We start from the raw sequence: 20,271 nt of genomic DNA on the forward strand, positions 1-20,271 counted from the left end.
CAACATGCCTTTAGCGCTTTTGCGCATATAAACCTGATTGTGATCAGCCCACACTGTGCTCTAGGCTGATTGCCAGCAATTTCTGTGCTTCTACCGCAAACTCTAACGGAAGTTCCGAGAAAACGTCTTTACAGAAACCATTTACGATCATTGAAATCGCATCATCTTCACTAATTCCACGCTGTAAGCAGTAAAAAAGCTGATCTTCACCAATGCGAGAAGTGGTCGCCTCATGTTCTAGCTGAGCGGTGTTATTTTTGACTTCAACGTAAGGGAATGTGTGTGCTCCACACTGAGTACCAATAAGCATCGAGTCACATTGAGTGAAATTGCGTGCATTATGTGCGCTTGGTAAGATTTTCACTAAGCCGCGATAGCTATTTTGGCTTTTACCCGCTGAGATACCTTTAGAGATGATCGTCGAACGCGTATTTTTACCAATATGGATCATTTTAGTGCCGGTATCGGCTTGCTGGTTACCGTTTGTCAGTGCCACAGAGAAAAACTCACCAACCGAGTTATCCCCTTTTAAGATAACACTTGGGTATTTCCAGGTGATCGCAGAACCCGTTTCAGATTGAGTCCATGACATTTTCGAATTCTCACCTTCGCACAGCGCACGCTTAGTCACAAAGTTAAGAATACCACCTGCTTCACTGTCGCCACCGGAGAACCAGTTTTGAACCGTTGAGTATTTCACTTCTGCATCTTTATGGATGATGACTTCGACGACCGCAGCGTGTAACTGATAGCTATCACGGACAGGTGCTGAACAGCCCTCAATGTAGCTGACATAGCTTCCTTCGTCGGCGATCAAGATCGTCCGTTCAAATTGCCCTGTTTTTGCAGCATTAATACGGAAGTAAGTGGAAAGCTCCATCGGACAACGTACCCCTTTCGGGATATACACAAAAGTGCCATCCGATGCCACCGCCGCATTGAGCGCAGCAAAGAAGTTATCGTGACTAGAAACGACAGTACCAAGGTATTTTTGCACCAACTCAGGGTACTCTTGGATAGCTTCACTGAATGAACAGAAAATAATGCCGTGTTTAGCAAGATCATCACGATATGTTGTAGAAACAGATACTGAGTCAAAAATAGCATCGACCGCAACGGCCTTCCCTTCACGAACAGGAACACCGAGTTGGTTGAAGGCCTCTTCAACTTCAGCCGTTAGATAATTATTGGTTTCTGTAACACCAGTTCCTTGCTTCGCACCGGATTGTGACCCGCAACTGTCATCACAAGAACCACAAGATGGCGCTGAGTAATAGCTGTAGTCTTGATAATCTAAATTTGGATAATGGGCTTTTAACCAGTGTGGCTCTTCCATTCCTTTCCAGTGATGATAGGCATCAAGGCGGAATTTTAGCATCCACTCTGGCTCATTACGTTTTGCAGAAATCGCTCGGACAACATCTTCGTTGATCCCTTTAGCCATTTCATCTGTGGCGACATTCGTAAAAAAGCCTTCTTTATAACGCTGGTCATTTAGCCAGCTTTGAACTTCATCGCCAATTTCTACATTGCTCTGAGACATAATCTGACTTCACATATTAAACACCGAAGCTTTCACCACACCCACAGGCATGTTGCGCTTTCGGATTATTGAATTTAAATATCCGATTAAGCCCTTCTTGGACATAATCGACAACTGTACCATCGATAAATGGCATGGCTTCTTTAGGTACATACAGACGTGCACCATCATGTTCAAAGAGTAAATGATCCTCTGTTGGGTTCTCGATCATCTCGAAAACATAGCCAAAGCCAGCGCATCCAGACTGTTTAACACCCAGCGAAAGCCCTTTAGTTTCAGGATTTTGCTCCATCAATTTTTTGATTTGTTTCGCCGCGCTATCAGTTAGGCTGACACCTTGCCAATTCGTTTCGTCTATAGAAAAAGTTTCTACGCTGTCATTCACATTTGCAGTCATATTGACCCCACAATTCTTATGGCTTTTCAGCCAGTTATCAGGAGATTAACTCCGTTTATCCTATGGTAACGATAACCTTTGTCACTTCAACCATTTGTTTTGAAAGGTTATACCTATTCTAGCTCATTTTTTACGCATTTTGCGCTTATTTATACGCCATCGTGTGTAAAAATGTACACTAACTCATTAAAATATAACGATTAAAAAAAGTTACATTTTTTTTAATATTATGTACTCATCAATACACTTAAATGGCACAAATTAATAAAGATACATTTATTATACAACTTAATCGGCAAGACAAAAATTGAAATTCTGATGAAATTGTTGAAGGAACCTCAACCCTATTCGAGTTGAGGTTAATGGGTATCAATCGGAGAGTACCGCGGTCGTTAAACGAGAAGTACAACACAGTTGCCCTTTCTCATTGAAAATATCAATATTCCATACCTGCTGGCGGCGCCCTAGGTGAACAGGCTTACAAACGCCTTTCACTACACCTTGGGTTGCCGAACGAATGTGATTAGCATTAATTTCAAGGCCAACAACACGTTGTTCCCCTTCACTGCATAGGTAACCTGCTATTGAGCCTAATGATTCCGCCAGCACAACAGAAGCGCCCCCATGTAATAAACCAAATGGCTGTTTTGTTCGTTGGTCGACTGGCATAGTGCCTTCAAGGTAATCATCACCATACCCCGTGATCTCAATACCTAGATGGCCTAACATACAGCCTTTGGCCATTTCTGCCATGTGGTCAAGCGTAAATTTACGTCTCCAAATCATTCAACTATCTCCAATAACGCCTGTATAGGGTGTTTTATTTGTGTATTTTCCATACGTTTTACTTGGCTGCGACATGAATACCCTGTGCTTAAACAACGCTCTTTGGGTAATTTCTCTATCGCGGGTTTCCACGATAAATTATAGATACCTTTCGAGTTTTTGATATTCGCCACTTCATGACCATAAGTCCCAGCCATACCACAACACCCTACACTGATGTTTTTAAGCTCTTGACCATAACGTTTAAACAAATTTGCCCACTGAGTCGCACTATTTGGCAATGCGGTTGTTTCCGTGCAATGACCAAAGAAATACCATGGGGCAGACGACACCTGACGATGCTCGGTAGGCTCAGGCAATGTCACTAGCCACTCATGAGCAAGTTGTACGGTAAAACGGCACTGCTGCGCCCCTAAAATCTCACGGTATTCATCGCGATAACACAACACTAATGCAGGATCGACGCCAACCATAGGTAACTCTAATTTGGCGACCCGATTTAGAAAATCAGCGGTTTTCTGCGCTGTTTTGGCAAAGCGAGCAAGGAACCCTTTGACATGTTGCGCCTTACCATTCGGTGAAAATGGTAATAAAACAGGTTTAAAGCCCAATTTTTCGATTAATTTGACAAAATCCGCCACGACTTTTGCATCGTAATAACTGGTGAATGGGTCCTGTACTACCAACACATGGTTTTCACGTTGTGCAGGAGACATAGACTCTAACTGCTCCAGCGTCACTGTCATCGCCGCATGCCCTGATAGCTCTTGCTTTAAGGTAGGTTGAGAAAACAGCGGGAGATCGACCATTCCAATCGTCTGCTCACTTAATTTCTGTACCCATGGCTGACGTAAGAAAAAGTTAAATACACCCGGTGCTTTCGACATCAAGGGGGCGCTATTTTCCACTCCCGCCACAATATGATCCCGCACAGGCCTTAAATATCGGCTGTGATATAGCGCTAAAAATTTGGCTCTAAATGAAGGCACATCGATTTTGATCGGGCATTGTGTTGAGCAAGCTTTACAAGCTAAGCACCCAGACATCGCGGCTTTAACTTCATGAGAAAAGTCATAATCCCCTTTTTTCGCCTGCCATGTATTGCGTGTTTTCTCAATCAAGCCGCGTAGTGATGGACGGTTTTCTTGTATTCCTTTTTCTAAGCTTTCTGGCGTGACGCCTTGGTTAGAAAGAAGCCGTAGCCATTCACGAACGAGGGTCGCACGCCCTTTTGGCGAATGGATCCGCTGTCCACTTATTTTCATTGATGGACACATAGGGCTTTTCACATCAAAGTTAAAACATAGCCCATTACCGTTACACTCCATCGCCCCACGGAACGTTTGGCGTACCTGTACAGGTATTTGGCGATCATAGGTGCCTCGCTTAACTGCATCCACCTGTTTCATTGGCGCATCAATACCGGCTGGCGGACAGATTTTACCTGGATTCAGACGGTTATCAGGGTCAAAAGCGGCTTTGATATTCCGTAACTCGTTATACAACACTTCACCGAAAAACGCCGGGCTATATTGAGCGCGGAACCCTTTACCGTGCTCCCCCCATAATAACCCGCCATATTTGGCAGTCAGCGCGACAATGTCATCTGAAATTTGCTTCATCAACACTTCTTGTTGCGGGTCACACATATCTAAAGCAGGACGTACGTGTAAAACCCCCGCATCCACATGCCCAAACATCCCGTAATTCAGATTGTGGCTATCCAGCAGTGCTCTAAACTCTACTATGTAATCCGCTAGGTGTTCAGGTGGTACGCAGGTATCTTCAACAAATGGGATCGGTTTAGCAGCCCCTTTACTATTTCCTAATAAACCAACCGCTTTTTTACGCATATTGTAAATACGGTTGATGTCATCCAAATCATGACAGACTTGATAGCCAATCACACCCGCTTGATGACTTGCCATTAACTCATCTAAACGCTGGCACAGGCTCGTGGTTAAGTGATTGATTTCGTCCTCATCATCCCCACTAAATTCAACAATATTAAGGCCCAGCATCTCTTTGTTTGGTACATCGGTGATTAATGCTTTCACGGAATGCCAAACGATATCTTCCCGTGCTAAATTCAGTACTTTTGAATCGACGGTTTCGACAGACAGAGCTTTTGCCTGCACCATAAACGGCGCATTACGTAGTGCAGATTCAAAAGAGTCATATTTAACGTTCACCAAACGGCGTACTTTTGGTAAAGGGGTGATATCCAACGTGGCTTCGGTAATAAAAGCCAGTGAACCTTCCGACCCCGTTAAAATACGCGTCAGGTCGAATTCACTAAGGTCATCATTAAACACATGACGTAAATCATAGCCCGTTAAAAAACGGTTCAATTTTGGAAACTTTTCTTCAATCAAAGGGCGCTGCTCTAAACAGCGTTCAAGTACGGTTTTGTAGATACGCCCTGTGACAGAATCCTCTGACGCAATCGTTTGGGCGAGTGCGATAGGCATAGCGCGTGTTTCAAGGCATTCCCCTCCCAGCAAAACCGCTTTAACACCCAGCACGTGATCTGAGGTTTTACCGTACACCAAAGAGCCTTGCCCCGATGCATCGGTATTGATCATCCCCCCTAATGTGGCTCGGTTACTGGTGGACAACTCAGGTGAGAAAAAATAGCCATAGGGTTTGAGAAATTGGTTTAGTTGATCTTTCACCACACCCGCTTCTACTTTAACCCAGCCCTGTTCAGGGTTAATTTCTAGAATGCGGTTCATATAACGTGACATATCAACCACAATCCCTTCGGTCAATGATTGACCATTCGTTCCTGTGCCACCACCTCGTGGGGTGAAGGTTAATTCTCTGAATTTTTCTAACCCGGCAACACGGGTTATAATTTGGACATCCGCACTCGAACGAGGAAATACCACCGCCTGAGGTAATAATTGATAAATGCTATTATCGGTCGCCATCGATAAGCGTTCCGCATAGCTAGTGCCATTATCGCCTGTAAAGCCATGTGCCTGTAGTTGGTGCAGAAATTCAATAACTAGTTTACTTAAATGAGGTGCTTCAGTTATACGCGGGATCATTATTAACGATGACTCTTGTTGTTTAGTGTTCGCATTACTCGTTATGTACTATCTTTATTTTAAGTAGCACAATAGTGCCTGATTGGTTTACGGAGCTTCCCCCTGCAAAACCCGTTTTCCTTAAAGAAGGTACAACCGCTGATGACATTGTCAGTGATGGAACCATATCACAATATTGTTTTTTTTGATCGTGAAAAAGAAATTACGTTATTTTCACCTGAAAAAATGGCTCACTTGCAGTGTTTTTATTTGTTAAGGATTAGGCATTAATGGAAAAATCGCAAAAACGTCTCGACTTACCCAAACTTATTTTTGGCTTCGCATTTATCATTTTAATGATAGCGGCCTGTTTTTGGGTACTGAACCCGTTTATTCTTGGTTTTGTATGGGCTGGTATGATGGTGATAGCAACATGGCCACTACTCCTACGCATTGAAGCAAGGTTGTGGAACAAGCGTTGGTTGGCGGCTTTAGTCATGGTCTCCTTAATACTTTTACTATTCGTTATACCGCTGGGTATTCTTATTGGCAGTATTATTCAAAATAGCACTCCGCTAATTGAACTCGCTAAGTCACCTAACAGTTTGCGCTTGCCTGATCTAGAATGGCTTAACAGCGTCCCTTTCGTTGGTGAAAAAATTTATTACGCTTGGCATAGTTTGGTTGCCAGTGGCGGTAATGCACTGTTAGCCAAAGTCCAACCCTATTTAGGACAAGCTGCTGGTTGGTTCCTCGCACAAGCCATCAATGCCGGCCGTTTTATGTTCCATCTCGCCTTAATGTTGCTATTTAGCGGTTTACTCTACCTTAAAGGCGAATCTGTGATGTTAGGTATCCGTCATTTTGCCGTTCGATTAGCAGGGATACGTGGCGATGCAGCGGTAGTCTTAGCCGCACAGTCAATCCGCGCCGTTGCATTAGGTGTCGTCGTCACCGCCCTTATTCAAGCTATTGTTGGCGGTGTAGGGCTTGCCTTATCGGGTATCAGCTATGCGGCTATCTTAACCGTTCTCCTCTTTATCTGCTGTGTTGCTCAGCTTGGCCCGCTACTGATTATGGTACCATCCGTCATTTGGCTATTCTGGACAGGGGATACAACATGGGCAATCATCCTCGCTGTTTGGGCTGCTGTTGTCGCAACTATGGATGGCGTTTTACGTCCATGGCTGATCAAAATGGGGGCTGACTTGCCGATGGTGCTCATACTTGTTGGGGTTATCGGTGGTATCCTCTCCTTTGGTATGATTGGTTTGTTTATAGGTCCGGTCGTACTTGCGGTGTCATACAGTCTATTAAAAGCCTGGATGAATGAGGTCGCCATACCAAATGAAAACCTTGAAGAAACAGAAAAGTTTCTCGAAGAAGAGTTTATGAGTAAAAAATAAATTTACTTTAAACTAACCAACAGTATGCTCTCTATTAAGCATACTGTTGGATTATCGATTATGTTCATTAATATTTAGAAACAATATTTAACAGACTAATGTTAGTATTCAAGCTCATTTGTGATATTATCTTTTTCGTTGAAACGAATTCTCTTTATGATACAGCGACTAATAAATATATTAAGAGTGTTCTTAGTGATTATAATTTTTAATTAATTTATTATCTTCACATCGAATTACGTTTTGATTAATACGAATCTCAATATCATGCTTATTTAATTTAATGCGTGATTATCCCAATAGAATTGCTGTGTGTAGTCTTTGCCTGTCAGCCCATGATAGGCTTTTTTTTTATTTTTTTCTCAACATGAATTTTATTCATCATCCTAGGCCTCGCCGGCTGGCCTGCAACTAAGGCAATGACTTCATCTTTTATTACTCCCATTTTGAGTAAGTAATATCACCTTATAATTCTTTATATAGTTATTTATATAGCATCACTTATTGATTTAACTCAAAATGATTAACACTAATGGATCGGTTTATTAACTTTCTAATATTACTTAATCCGTGTAAACACCTATTAATTCTCATCCAGTATTTAAATTTACTTATATTAGATATTAATTAATAACTGATAGCTTCTATTGAAGTTGACAATCGGTATATTCAATTTGATTTATAAAAAAAGCCGACAATTATAATTGTCGGCTTGAGACTCTCGTCTTAAATAATAGATTAATTCATTATGAATCAGCTAATTTTAACCAAGTTTGTACAACGGTATCTGGGTTAAGAGAAAGACTATCTATTCCCTCTTCAACTAACCATTGCGCAAAATCTTGATGATCCGATGGGCCTTGACCACAAATACCGACATATTTGTTTTGACGTTTAGCCGCTTGAATCGCCATCGATAACATGGCTTTTACGGCATCATTGCGTTCATCAAATAGCTCAGAAACGACTCCAGAATCCCTATCTAAACCTAAGGTCAATTGGGTCATATCGTTAGAACCAATAGAGAAGCCATCAAAATGTTCAAGGAATTGGTCTGCCAGTAATGCGTTTGATGGGATCTCACACATCATAATGACTTTCAAGCCGTTTTCACCACGTTTGAGGTCATGCTTCGCTAATTCAGCCACTACGGCTTTCGCCTGAGCGACAGTCCGCACAAATGGGATCATCACTTCAACGTTTGTTAGCCCCATCTCATTACGTACCCGCTTAACGGCTTCACACTCAAGAGCGAAACAATCTCGGAAGCTATCTGAGACATAGCGCCCTGCTCCACGGAAACCTAACATTGGGTTCTCTTCTTCCGGCTCATAAATATCCCCACCGACAAGGTTGGCATACTCATTAGATTTAAAGTCAGAAAGACGCACGATAACCCGTTTTGGCCAGAATGCTGCCGCTAACGTCGAAATCCCTTCAGTCAACTTACCAACATAGAATTCAATGGGATCATCATAACCTGCCATCATGGTGCGAATTTCATTTTGTAGCTCAGGAGTTTGTGAATCGAACTCCAGTAAAGCTCTTGGGTGAACACCAATCATTCGGTTAATAATGAATTCTAACCTCGCTAAGCCAACCCCTTCGTTTGGTAAACAGGCAAAATCAAATGCACGATCTGGGTTACCCACGTTCATCATGATCTTGACATCAAGCGCTGGCATTTCGTCAACGGCGGAACTATGAATTTCAAATCCTAGCTCACCTTCATAGACAAACCCTGTATCCCCTTCAGCACAGGAAACAGTCACCTGACTATTTTCCAGCAGGCGCTCTGTCGCATCACCGCAACCGACCACAGCGGGGATACCCAATTCGCGGGCAATAATCGCCGCATGGCAGGTACGACCGCCACGATTGGTCACAATCGCAGCCGCTTTTTTCATGATAGGCTCCCAATCTGGGTCTGTCATATCAGTAACGAGTACGTCGCCAGCTTGGATCCTATCCATCTCATTTAAGTTATGGATCACTTTAACATGGCCTGAACCGATACGATGCCCGATAGCACGCCCTTCAACCAACACATTCCCTTGTTGTTTTAATTGGTAACGTTCCATCACTTGTTGATTCGAGCGAACGGTTTCTGGGCGAGCCTGAACAATGTACAGACGCCCATTATGACCATCTTTAGCCCATTCGATATCCATTGGGCGACCATAATGTTTTTCAATCTGTAATGCTTGGCGCGCCAGCTCTTCAACTTCGTGATCAGTCAAAGAGAAACGATTGCGTAGTGCTTCTGGCACATCTTCAATCTGTACTTGCTTACCGTGCTCTTGACTGTTCGCATAAACCATTTGTAATTTTTTCGAGCCAAGAGTACGACGCACAATAGCTGGACGATTATTCAGCAAGGTGGGTTTATGCACATAAAACTCATCTGGGTTTACTGCCCCTTGCACAACCATCTCGCCTAAGCCATAAGCTGAGGTGATGAAGACGACTTGGTCGAACCCTGATTCAGTATCAATGGTGAACATCACGCCAGAAGATGCTAAATCTGAGCGCACCATTCTTTGAACACCCGCGGAGAGTGCCACTCCACGGTGGTCATAGCCTTGGTGGACACGATATGAAATCGCGCGGTCATTAAATAAGGAAGCGAATACGTGTTTAATAGCAACCAATACAGCATCGATGCCTTGAACGTTCAAGAAAGTCTCTTGCTGCCCTGCGAATGAAGCATCAGGCATGTCCTCTGCTGTTGCAGATGAACGTACAGCAAACGAGGCATCTTTTTCACCTTCAGACAGTGTTTGGTATGCCGCACGAATATCACTTTCTAACTGTGGTGTAAAAGGGGTGTCGATAACCCATTGACGGATCTTTTCCCCCGCCGCAGCGAGTTGATTAACATCATCAATATCCGTTTCATCTAACAGCTGATAAATGCGCTGATTCACGCCGCTCTGCTCAAGAAAATCATTAAACGCCTGTGCGGTTGTCGCAAATCCGTTAGGTACGGATACACCAAGATCGGACAGGTTGGTAATCATTTCACCGAGCGAGGCATTTTTGCCGCCAACACGGTCAACATCATTCATCCCTAATTGGTTATACCAAAGTACATTACACGGAGTGAGGCCATTTGTGGACATTGAAAGCGATCCTTTATCTTTATCTAGCAATTTAGTGACAAGGTACAAATCGTAAAAAATCTCATTGGCGATAATTCGCCTCACGAAATAGACTAGCACAGACAATATCTGAATATAGACTGGTGAATCGTTCCAACTAGCAAGAAAAAATTTTTGTTCTAAAAATTGTTCAAATATTGGCTATACTTTCCCCTATAAACTATTTTTTAAACTTTAATCAAATATAATATCTCTCTAAAACCAACGAAAAATACAACAAAAGACACTATATATGAGCGAAATAACCGCAACTAATCATAAAACAAACCTCACAGAACGAACTGTTTTTTTTATTTCAGATGGAACCGCAATAACCGCAGAAACGCTAGGACATGCTGTTTTGTCGCAATTTCCCTTAGTTTTCAATTCCTATACGCTACCTTTTGTCACCACAGAAGCACGTGCGCAGGAAATAAAACAGAAAATTGATACGATTTATCAAGAGACTCAAAACCGTCCACTGGTGTTCTATTCCATCATTTCCCCCTCCGTAAAAAAAATTATTACCGACAGCGCCGGTTTTTGTCAGGATATTGTGCAAACCTTGGTTGCCCCTATTCAGCAAGAAGTGGGGTTAGAGCCTGAGCCTAAACTCAACCGTACCCATGGCTTATCGCTACAGAATATCAATCAATATGATGCTCGCATTGCTGCTATCGAATATACATTAGCCCATGATGACGGTATTTCCTTGCGCAACCTAGACCAAGCACAAGTGATTTTGTTAGGCGTCTCCCGTTGTGGTAAAACCCCTACCAGCCTCTATTTAGCCATGCAATTTGGTATTCAAGCCGCTAACTATCCATTTACGGCAGACGATATGGATAACTTGCAGTTACCCGCTGCACTACGCCCTTATACGCATAAATTATTTGGTTTGACGATAAGCCCGGAAAGACTAGCCGCTATTCGTGAAGAGCGACGTGAAAACAGCCGCTATGCATCATTACGTCAATGCCGCATTGAAATTGCTGAGGTCGAGGCACTATTTAGACAAAACAAGATCAACTATCTCAATACAACCAATTACTCAGTAGAGGAAATTTCTGCCAAAGTCATTGACACGATGGGGCTAAAACGGCGTATCTTTTAGTCGAAATGTATTTTTTAAAAAATCTTTCATTCAATCTCACGTTGTAGGTTGAATTCGAGCCATTTTCGTTTATTGTGATCCTAATCACTGATACGGCTCTGCCTATTAAAGCTTTTGAGAAGAAAGAATGCAAAAAACTGATGAACTACGTACTCAGCGTGTGGATAGCTTAATTACCCCACAGACACTCGCTGACGAATTTCCTATTTCTGAGAAAGTGGCTGAAAACGTGACAGCGTCACGTAAACGGATAGAGAAAATTTTATCGGGGGAAGATCCCCGTTTATTGGTTATTGTTGGCCCATGCTCTATTCATGATATTGATGCGGCTCTGGAATATGCTAATCGGCTGAATGTCTTACGTGAACGCTATCAAGACCGTCTTGAAATCGTTATGCGTACCTACTTTGAAAAACCCCGTACCGTTGTAGGTTGGAAAGGCCTGATCTCCGATCCTAATTTAGATAACTCTTGCCAAGTCAATACGGGGATACGGCTCGCCCGCAAATTACTTATTGATGTCAATCAGCTTGGGCTACCTACCGCAACAGAATTTCTCGATATGGTCACAGGGCAATATATTGCTGATTTGATCAGTTGGGGAGCGATTGGCGCAAGAACAACAGAAAGCCAAATCCATCGAGAAATGGCATCGGCACTCTCTTGCCCTGTTGGTTTTAAAAATGGTACTGATGGCAATATCCGTATTGCTATCGATGCCATCCGCGCAGCCAGCGCCCAACATATGTTTTTATCGCCCGATAAAAGTGGCCAAATGACCATCTACCAAACCAGTGGTAACCCACATGGTCATATTATTATGCGTGGTGGAAAGCAGCCTAACTACTCTGCCGGAGATATTGCAGCGGCTTGTGATAAGCTACGTGAATTTGAATTAGCTGAACATTTAGTCGTTGATTTTAGCCATGGTAACTGCCAAAAAATCCACCGTCGCCAACTTGAAGTCGCCCGCGATATTGCCGAGCAAATCAAAGGCGGTTCGACCGCAATTAGTGGTGTAATGGCTGAAAGCTTCTTACTTGAAGGCACTCAAAAAATTATTGCAGGTCAACCTCTAACTTACGGGCAATCCATCACAGACCCTTGTTTAGGCTGGGATGATACCGAGCAACTCATTGATATCTTGGTCCAAGCAGTAGAAAGCCGCTTTAAATAAGCTGACATTTTATTCCCCCACCGACTCTTTCACTCTCTTTGATAGGAAAGAGTCGAGTTCCTTTCCGCATAAATATTCACCAAATATTGACCTAAACCGATAAGCAACTCATGCATTGTAGTGATTTTGTCATCTAAATGTAAAAACCCCTTGATGTTACTTAGCAACTTAAAGATAATGATTCTCACTCTTAGTTTTATTATCAATTGGGCCAAATATGACTGATAACATCACTAAACCACCTATTGAAAATATCGCCAACTCAACCCTTCCGCCCGTAAAAGTTGACGTTATAGATAGTCATCAATTATTAGGCTCTGAAGGTAAATTAGCGATCCAACATCGCGGCGAGATATACCAGTTAAGACAGACTCGTGCTGGTAAACTGATTTTAACCAAATAGTTTTTATTCAAAATTTATTCACAGCAAGCCACCCAGATCTTGTATCAAGGCAGCCAGCGATATTCACCACATAAGGAAAGGATTTCCTATGGAGTTTAAACTGATGTCTGTTACACCCACCATATCGTTAAATGGATCAAAAATAACCGTTTCCGCACTTGCGACAACACTCGCTATTTCAGGATTTAGCGCGGTTGCAACAGCAAAAAAGACGATAGGTGATACTGTTCATGTTACGACCCACCCTTTTCATCACGAAAATATTGCGGTGGCCGAGCAAGTCGATGTCATTGATGCTCAATCCCCTGAATATCAATCAGCAAGCTCTGCCTTAGATTTATTAAAAGGCCAACCCGGTATTTTTGTCTCTGGTACTGGTGGAACCTACGGTCAAGAGGTTCATCTACGTGGCTATGATTCTCGTGGTGTAAAAATCACGGTGGATAACGTCACTCAAGATTTTAATTCTGGGTTATACAATGCGACATTTATTGACCCGTCACTGGTAAAAAAAGTCTTTGTCCATAAAGGTGCTTCATCCGTTGCTCATGGAAGTGGCGCGCTAGCGGGTGTCGTAGCGATGAAAACCGTGAATGCAAAGGATTTATTAAAGCAAGGGCAGGCATTAGGAGGCCGCGTTTTCAGTGGGGTCAACCGCAATGACCACAGCTACCTTGCCGGGGCATCGGTATATGGACATACTGGCCCTCTGGATATGCTATTAAGTTATAGCCAACGTAAAAAATATTCACTCGCATCTGCGGATTTTCCAACTCAAGATAATCATGAAAAAGTGCATAATTGGTTATTAAAAACCACTTGGTATGCACACCCTAATTATCATTTAGCCTTACAGCTACGTGATTATCGTAATGATGGGTTAGGTCTCAAACAACCTACAGTAAACAACTCCGCTGATACGCGTTTTAAAAACACGCCCCACGAGCGCGATAGCCACCAGCGGGATGTTTCAATTAGTCAATATATTACCTCAAACCGTTTCCCTAACTGGCAAGCAAATTGGGATCTGTACTATACCGACCTCTCTTTGAGTCAGTTAGATAGAGAAAAAGCTAAGGCTGATAATCAATATCAACGCGAAAAGCGTACGCAATATACCTATGGTACAAAATTGACTAATCACTTTATTGTTCCTATTGAGGGCTGGGTGAATAACCAAATAGAAAGTGGTATCGAGTATTATCAACAACAGCAAAAACCCAATAAACACGCGATCAGCTACCCCCCTGCTCGACTAGCTAATATTTCGGGCTGGGTTAACAATGATATGACGTTACACCACCTGCCTATTACACTCTCAGCAGGAACCCGTTTCACAAGCTATGAAGCTTCACGTCAAGGGTTTGCAAAGAATAGAGACACGAATTGGTCATCACGTTTTGCGGTCAGTATCACGCCGGCACATTGGTTAAACCTATACTCCTCTTACTCCGAAGGTTATCGGACGCCTCGTATGGCAGAGCTGTATAACAATTCTAATCACTTTTCGGTGATGGGCGGCTGGCTAACTTCCGATTTTAGACCTACGCCTGACTTACAACCTGAGACAAATAAAACAGTAGAAGTTGGTTTAAAAGCAAGTTTTGATGATCTGTTATCAAATGGCGATGAACTGCAATTTGGGTCAACGTATTTTGATACCAAAGCGAAAAACCATATTGCCGTTGAAGGTCGTTACACCAAAAAATACCATTTCATGAAAGGGCAATATCAATGGTTCCCTAATGAAATTTATTTTAGCAATGTTCCTTCCGCCACCATTCGAGGTATTGATAGCTTTATTCGCTACAAAACCCACTGGTTTGATTTAAATATCAGTCATAACAAAACAACAGGTAAAGAGGACGGCACAGGCTATTCTCTCTCTTCCATTCGCCCTGAAACGCTACTCATTCGCTTCAATGCCCCCATTGCAACTACTGGCCTTAGTCTTGGCTGGGTAGGTGAATTTGCGGCTAAAACACAGTTCCAAGGCAATGCTAAGTACCAATTAAAACAACATAAATCTCAGCATGGACTCGATCGTTACCATAAAGAAGTCATCCAGTATGCAGGCTATAGCCTTCATGACTTTTATGTGAACTATCAAGCTGACCAATTTATAAAAGGGTTGAATACGACATTAACGATGAAAAACGCCTTTGATCGTCAATATGTCTCTTCGATGGGGGTTCCCCAAGAAGGCCGTAATTTCTATTTCAATGTGAGTTATCAATGGTAACCATTTAATAATTATAAAATAAATAATACTCGCCGGTTTGTTTCCCTGCATACAGATTTAGGCAAAATCGAAACTTAGGGAGCAAACCGGTAACACTTTATGGAGTATAACAATATGTCTCATGTTTTACGTTTATCCGTTCTGACAAGCGCAATACTTTCCGTTATGGCAAGCGCTCATGCAGAAACAACACCATCAAATCGCAATGATGTGATGACCGTCTATGCAACAGGTACTGAAAGAGATAGCTTCGATGCCCCAATGATGGTCACTGTGATCAAAAATGACTCACCTGAAACAAAAACGGCAAGTACGGTCAACGATATCTTGCGTAAAATTCCGGGGATCGGTGTTACTGGTACTAGTCGCACTAATGGTCAAGATATCTACATGCGTGGTTTTGACCGTCGCGGTATTTTAACCCTCGTCGATAATGTACGCCAAGGTACTGATACTGGTCACGTTAACGGCACATTTATTGATCCTGCACTGATAAAACAAGTCGAAATTGTTCGTGGCCCTTCAGCTCTACTGTATGGTAGCGGCGCGATGGGAGGTGTGATCGCTTGGGAAACCGTAGATGCTAAAGATCTATTACGCGAGGGTCAAAACAGTGGCTTTCGTGTCTTTAGCCAAGCTGCTACAGGGGATCATAGCTTTGGTTTTGGCGGTACATCTTTTGGGCGTACTGAGCAATTTGATGGTTTGTTTAGTTTTGTTACCAAACAAGTCGGAGATGTTCGCTTAAGCAATGGCGATGATATGGAAAACAAAGAAACCATCTCAAACCTACTCGCCAAAGGGACATGGCAGTTTGATGATAAGCAAAAGCTATCAGGGCAACTGCGCTATTACAATAACAATGCTTATGAACCCAAAGACCCACAACAAATCGATATTACTAAGGATAATCTAAAGGTTAACCGCACTACACGTCAACGTGATGCCCAAGCGACTTACCAGTTAAACCCAGAATCAAACGATTGGTTAAATCTTAAAGCAACCACTTACTATTCTGACGTTAATATTACCGCTAAAGGTAAAAATACTCACTATGAAGGCCGTACCCAAAAAACTTATGGTCTGAAAGTTGATAATAAAACACACTTGTATGATTTACCTATCGCAGCCCATAACTTTACTTATGGCGGCGAAACATACAAACAAAATCAAACACCTTACGCTTCAACAACGCAATTCCCTGATGCTGATATCACCTTTGCTTCAGGTTTCTTGCAAGATGAAATCGCCTTAAAAGATTTACCTGTATCGTTTATTGTTGGCACTCGCTATGACCATTATAAAGCAACCGCTAAAGATAATGAGGACGTGAAAGAAGGCAAATGGTCTTCTAAAGGCGCCGTTAGCATTACACCAACAGACTGGTCAATGCTATTTGCCTCTTATTCAGAAGCTTTCCGAGCACCTTCTATGATGGAAATGTATAACGATGAAATTCATTTCCAAATGGGCCCAATAGTAAATAAATGGCGACCAAATCCGAATCTCAAACCAGAGTCTACACGTACTGCTGAATATGGGGTTGGGCTACGGTTTGATGATCTATTCACTGAACGTGACAATCTACAATTTAAAGCAAGTTATTTTGACACTAAAGCAAAAGACTATATCAATACCTATGTGAACGTTGACTTTAGAAATCCTCAGAATAACTACACAACCTCCATCAATACAAAACGAGCTAAAATTTGGGGTTGGGATGCTTCAATGGACTATAAAAACGACTATTTGGGTTGGAATTTAGCTTATAACCACACCGAAGGTAAAGATGAATCAAATGGTAAATCAATTACCTCCATTAAACCTGACTCGCTAACCAGCAACCTTAACGTACCAATTTCAGACAGTGGTTTTTCTGTGGGTTGGTTAGGTGAATTTACTCGTCATACCGATTTCAACGATGCATCCAAAGCACCGCGCCAAGCAGGCTACGCTGTTCATGATTTTTACGTTAGCTACCAAGGTGAAGGCCAATTAAAAGGCCTAGGAACCAGTGTCGTTTTAGGCAATGCCTTCGATAAAGAATACTACTCGTCACAAGGCGTCCCTCAGGATGGGCGTAATGCCAAGCTGCTCGTCAGCTTCCAATGGTAATTTATAGTTAATTAAGGAGATACACTGTGAGTTCAACACTTTTCGAGCGTTACCAACAAGCAAAAGCAGAAAACAAAGCAAAATACGCTCGTGATCTGGCTGCCTACCTTAATGTTTCAGAAGGTGAACTATTGCATTGTCGTGTAGGTCATGACAAAGCACAAAGACTGAATGTTGATGCCCCAACACTGCTGAAAGCGCTAGCATCTGTCGGTAAAGTTAAGGCCATCACCCGCAATGAGTATGTTGTTCATGAGCAAGTTGGTCGCTATGACAATGCAAAATTTAGCGACCATGCAGGGTTAATTTTAAATCCACGCGCCTTAGACTTACGCATGTTCTTCTCTCATTGGGATGCCATTTTCACGCTGACTGAAGATTCAAAAAATGGTGAACGCCATAGTATTCAATTTTTCGATAAACAAGGCGATGCGCTGCATAAAGTCTATACTACAGATGAGACTGATATGGCGGCATGGAACTCTCTCATTGCACAATATGCAACGTCAGACAATCCACCTCTTGCTATTGAAGCCGCTGTGCCATTCTCTGAGCAGCCAATCAGTGATGAATTGAAACAGCAGCTAGAACAAGAGTGGCGCAACATGACCGATGTCCACCAGTTCTTTATTTTATTGAAAAAAAATAATCTTAGTCGCCAACAAGTCTTCCGTGCCGTTAGTGATGATTTAGCATGGCAAGTTCCTGTTGATTCATTCAATCAATTAGTCAATACCGCGTTTAATGACCAAAATGAAATCATGATTTTTGTCGGTAATCGTGGCTGCGTGCAGATTTTTACTGGTCAATTAAAACGCCTTATGCCATATCAAGCAGAAGGTTCGGACATTAAATGGCTCAACATTTTTAATCCAGACTTTACGTTGCATATGATTGAAAACGGCGTTTCAGAGTGTTGGGTAACGCGTAAACCCACTCAAGATGGTTTCGTCACAAGCCTTGAAGTCTTCGATAAAGACGGTAATCAAATCGTACAAATGTACGGGCAACGTACTGAAGGTACTCCAGAGCAAGAACAATGGCGTAATCAGGTTATGGCGCTACCGCACATTTAATCGTTAGGTAAATAAAAATGAAACAATGGCTTCTAATTGCAGTGACATTAATCATGAGCTTTTCCGCTCAATCAGCCGAACGGATCATCACGTTAGGTGGTGATGTTACGGAGATTGTTTTTGAACTTGATGCAGGCGCTCAAGTGGTTGCTCGAGATAGCACCAGCCTTCATCCTGCTCAAGCTGTTAAGCTACCCGATGTCGGTTATATGCGAATGCTCAACGCTGAAGGTGTGCTTTCTATGCGCCCAACGCTTGTGCTTGCCAGTGAACTAGCAAAACCCTCAATGGCACTTTCCCAGATAGAAAAAAGTGGTGTAAAAGTCATCAAGGTGACTGGTAAGCCTGCATTAGAAGCCATTCCAGAAAAAATTACAACGGTGGCTAATGCTGTCGGTAAAACAGAACAAGGTAAACGGTTAGTTGAGCAATTTAATCAACAGATTGCCAAAGTAAATACCTCACCCATAGATAAAAAAATTCTGTTTATCATGAGTCATGGTGGCGTAATGCCGCTTGCTGCGGGGCAGCAAACCGCTGCGGATAGTCTTATCAAAGCGGCGGGAGCTAAAAACGCCATGAACGGGTTTAATAGTTACCGCCCATTATCACAAGAAGGTGTGATTGCAAGTCAACCTGATTTGATTATCGTCACCCATGAAGGCATCAAATCATTAGGTGGTGAAGATAAAGTCTGGAAATTGCCAGGCCTGGCAATGACACCTGCCGCAAAAAATAAGGCACTAATCGTTGTTGATGATATGGGAATGCTTGGATTTAGCCTTGGTACCCCTAAAGTCATGCAACAGATACGCGAGGCATTAGAGAAGTTTCAATGAGTCGAATTAAATACCCTCTGTTCGCTATCATTGCGTTATTGTTCGTTTTGATGGCGATTGCCTTACTTGCCTCCAACGCTGGCGCAATGAATGTATCGTTTAAAACTCTGTGGCAGACGCCTGCCACAGACCCTCTTTGGCAGATCTGGCTCAATATCCGGCTACCACGTATTTTGCTAGCGATTTTAGTCGGTCTTGCTCTTGCTGTTTCAGGTGCCATCATGCAGGGGTTATTTCGTAACCCGCTTGCTGATCCCAGCTTATTAGGGATCAGCAGTGGCGCGGCCTTATGTGTCGCTGCATTTATTGTATTCTCTTTTTCATTACCTACCGCCCTACTTAACTATGGGCATATTGGCGCCGCTTTCGTCGGCAGCCTTATTGTTTCAATTATTATTTTTAGCTTAAATCGCTACTCAAATGGGAATTTAGCACGCTTACTTCTCGCTGGGATTGCGATCAATGCCTTGTGTATGTCATTCATCGGCGTACTAAGCTATATCAGCGATGACCAACAGCTGCGTACTTTTAGCTTATGGATGATGGGAACACTTGCGAATGTCGACTGGACTTCCTTAACGATTGCCGCCAGTGTTATCTTACCGACCTGCTTTGTCTGCCTTTGGCAAGGTAATAGACTTAATCTACTGCAACTAGGTGATGAAGACGCTCACTATCTCGGGTTAAATGTGGAGCGAACAAAATTTATTTTACTATTCCTTAGCGCCTTACTGGTAGGTTGTGCTGTTGCAATGAGTGGCGTGATTGGTTTCGTCGGCCTCGTGGTGCCCCATTTAATCCGTATGACGCTAGGCCCTGATCACCGCTGGCTAATACCTGGCTCTGCGATTGTTGGAGCGACCTTACTTTTAATTGCCGATACCATTGCTCGAACTGCGGTTTCTCCTGCTGAAATTCCTGTTGGATTACTAACAGGGCTCATTGGCGGGCCTTACTTTTTATGGCTAATTTTACGTCAACCAGCAGGGAGAGTTTAAACA

The 20,271-nt window shown here is 42.7% G+C and carries 14 protein-coding genes; 9 read left to right on the forward strand and 5 right to left on the reverse strand.

From position 1 onward, the window contains the following. Window positions 1–43 precede the first annotated feature (43 nt). The 4 genes from sufB to ydiJ all read right to left on the reverse strand — a co-directional run bounded on the left by sufB (window position 44) and on the right by ydiJ (window position 5,779). A complete protein-coding gene (gene sufB / locus PR833_RS07365; protein WP_004919158.1) occupies window positions 44–1,543 on the reverse strand; it encodes a Fe-S cluster assembly protein SufB in 1,500 nt (499 codons plus the stop codon). Between the two features lie 16 nt (window positions 1,544–1,559). Next, window positions 1,560–1,940, reverse strand: coding sequence for a Fe-S cluster assembly scaffold SufA (gene sufA, locus PR833_RS07370; protein ID WP_004919156.1), 381 nt, complete (start codon window positions 1,938–1,940; stop codon window positions 1,560–1,562). 369 nt (window positions 1,941–2,309) lie between these two features. Beyond that, window positions 2,310–2,726, reverse strand: a complete 417-nt coding sequence (gene menI / locus PR833_RS07375; RefSeq protein ID WP_004919152.1) for a 1,4-dihydroxy-2-naphthoyl-CoA hydrolase — start codon at window positions 2,724–2,726, stop codon at window positions 2,310–2,312. Beyond that, complete coding sequence (gene ydiJ, locus PR833_RS07380) at window positions 2,723–5,779, reverse strand: D-2-hydroxyglutarate dehydrogenase YdiJ (protein ID WP_088499343.1); 3,057 nt, start codon at window positions 5,777–5,779, stop codon at window positions 2,723–2,725. The genes menI and ydiJ overlap by 4 nt, the downstream gene beginning before the upstream one ends. Window positions 5,780–6,048: 269 nt before the next feature. Here ydiJ and ydiK point away from each other — a divergent pair, with 269 nt between their 5' ends. Further along, the gene (gene ydiK / locus PR833_RS07385; protein WP_014658214.1) at window positions 6,049–7,164 is read left to right on the forward strand and encodes an AI-2E family transporter YdiK; all 1,116 of its coding nucleotides are present in this window, start codon (window positions 6,049–6,051) and stop codon (window positions 7,162–7,164) included. A gap of 746 nt (window positions 7,165–7,910) precedes the next feature. On the opposite strand, the gene ppsA is transcribed toward ydiK, so the two are convergent. Then, window positions 7,911–10,286, reverse strand: a complete 2,376-nt coding sequence (gene ppsA, locus PR833_RS07390; protein WP_272525996.1) for a phosphoenolpyruvate synthase — start codon at window positions 10,284–10,286, stop codon at window positions 7,911–7,913. Window positions 10,287–10,557: 271 nt separating this feature from the next. Here ppsA and ppsR point away from each other — a divergent pair, with 271 nt between their 5' ends. The 8 genes from ppsR to PR833_RS07430 all read left to right on the forward strand — a co-directional run bounded on the left by ppsR (window position 10,558) and on the right by PR833_RS07430 (window position 20,268). Further along, window positions 10,558–11,418 carry a posphoenolpyruvate synthetase regulatory kinase/phosphorylase PpsR gene (ppsR, locus tag PR833_RS07395; protein ID WP_004919142.1) on the forward strand — a complete coding sequence of 287 codons (861 nt, stop codon included), beginning with the start codon at window positions 10,558–10,560 and terminating at the stop codon, window positions 11,416–11,418. 127 nt (window positions 11,419–11,545) lie between these two features. Further along, window positions 11,546–12,595 (forward strand): 3-deoxy-7-phosphoheptulonate synthase, encoded by a 1,050-nt coding sequence (locus tag PR833_RS07400; RefSeq protein ID WP_014658212.1) that lies wholly within the window; start codon window positions 11,546–11,548, stop codon window positions 12,593–12,595. A 217-nt stretch (window positions 12,596–12,812) separates the two neighbouring features. After that, a complete protein-coding gene (gene hemP / locus PR833_RS07405; protein ID WP_004919137.1) occupies window positions 12,813–12,998 on the forward strand; it encodes a hemin uptake protein HemP in 186 nt (61 codons plus the stop codon). An 88-nt stretch (window positions 12,999–13,086) separates the two neighbouring features. After that, window positions 13,087–15,240: a TonB-dependent receptor domain-containing protein gene (locus PR833_RS07410; protein ID WP_141173109.1), complete on the forward strand. Its 2,154-nt coding sequence runs from the start codon at window positions 13,087–13,089 to the stop codon at window positions 15,238–15,240. 114 nt (window positions 15,241–15,354) lie between these two features. Further along, a complete protein-coding gene (locus PR833_RS07415) occupies window positions 15,355–17,355 on the forward strand; it encodes a TonB-dependent hemoglobin/transferrin/lactoferrin family receptor (RefSeq protein WP_014658210.1) in 2,001 nt (666 codons plus the stop codon). Window positions 17,356–17,381: 26 nt separating this feature from the next. Continuing rightward, window positions 17,382–18,431 (forward strand): hemin-degrading factor, encoded by a 1,050-nt coding sequence (locus tag PR833_RS07420; protein WP_004919129.1) that lies wholly within the window; start codon window positions 17,382–17,384, stop codon window positions 18,429–18,431. A gap of 17 nt (window positions 18,432–18,448) precedes the next feature. Then, a complete protein-coding gene (locus PR833_RS07425; RefSeq protein ID WP_004919127.1) occupies window positions 18,449–19,270 on the forward strand; it encodes a heme/hemin ABC transporter substrate-binding protein in 822 nt (273 codons plus the stop codon). Beyond that, entirely contained in the window at window positions 19,267–20,268 is a 1,002-nt protein-coding gene (locus PR833_RS07430; RefSeq protein ID WP_004919125.1) for a FecCD family ABC transporter permease, read from the forward strand. The genes PR833_RS07425 and PR833_RS07430 overlap by 4 nt, the downstream gene beginning before the upstream one ends. The last annotated feature ends 3 nt before the right edge of the window (window positions 20,269–20,271 follow it).

Origin of the sequence: Providencia sp. PROV189 (assembly GCF_028480065.1) — a bacterium.
GTDB classification, from domain to species: domain Bacteria; phylum Pseudomonadota; class Gammaproteobacteria; order Enterobacterales; family Enterobacteriaceae; genus Providencia; species Providencia stuartii.

Excerpts from the sequence above, each read along its gene's own strand:
- sufB (WP_004919158.1), bottom strand. The coding sequence starts at position 1,543 with ATGTCTCAGAGCAATGTAGAAATTGGCGATGAAGTTCAAAGCTGGCTA.
- sufA (WP_004919156.1), bottom strand. The coding sequence starts at position 1,940 with ATGACTGCAAATGTGAATGACAGCGTAGAAACTTTTTCTATAGACGAA.
- menI (WP_004919152.1), bottom strand. The coding sequence starts at position 2,726 with ATGATTTGGAGACGTAAATTTACGCTTGACCACATGGCAGAAATGGCC.
- ydiJ (WP_088499343.1), bottom strand. The coding sequence starts at position 5,779 with ATGATCCCGCGTATAACTGAAGCACCTCATTTAAGTAAACTAGTTATT.
- ydiK (WP_014658214.1), top strand. The coding sequence starts at position 6,049 with ATGGAAAAATCGCAAAAACGTCTCGACTTACCCAAACTTATTTTTGGC.
- ppsA (WP_272525996.1), bottom strand. The coding sequence starts at position 10,286 with ATGTCCACAAATGGCCTCACTCCGTGTAATGTACTTTGGTATAACCAA.
- ppsR (WP_004919142.1), top strand. The coding sequence starts at position 10,558 with ATGAGCGAAATAACCGCAACTAATCATAAAACAAACCTCACAGAACGA.
- PR833_RS07400 (WP_014658212.1), top strand. The coding sequence starts at position 11,546 with ATGCAAAAAACTGATGAACTACGTACTCAGCGTGTGGATAGCTTAATT.
- hemP (WP_004919137.1), top strand. The coding sequence starts at position 12,813 with ATGACTGATAACATCACTAAACCACCTATTGAAAATATCGCCAACTCA.
- PR833_RS07410 (WP_141173109.1), top strand. The coding sequence starts at position 13,087 with ATGGAGTTTAAACTGATGTCTGTTACACCCACCATATCGTTAAATGGA.
- PR833_RS07415 (WP_014658210.1), top strand. The coding sequence starts at position 15,355 with ATGTCTCATGTTTTACGTTTATCCGTTCTGACAAGCGCAATACTTTCC.
- PR833_RS07425 (WP_004919127.1), top strand. The coding sequence starts at position 18,449 with ATGAAACAATGGCTTCTAATTGCAGTGACATTAATCATGAGCTTTTCC.
- PR833_RS07430 (WP_004919125.1), top strand. The coding sequence starts at position 19,267 with ATGAGTCGAATTAAATACCCTCTGTTCGCTATCATTGCGTTATTGTTC.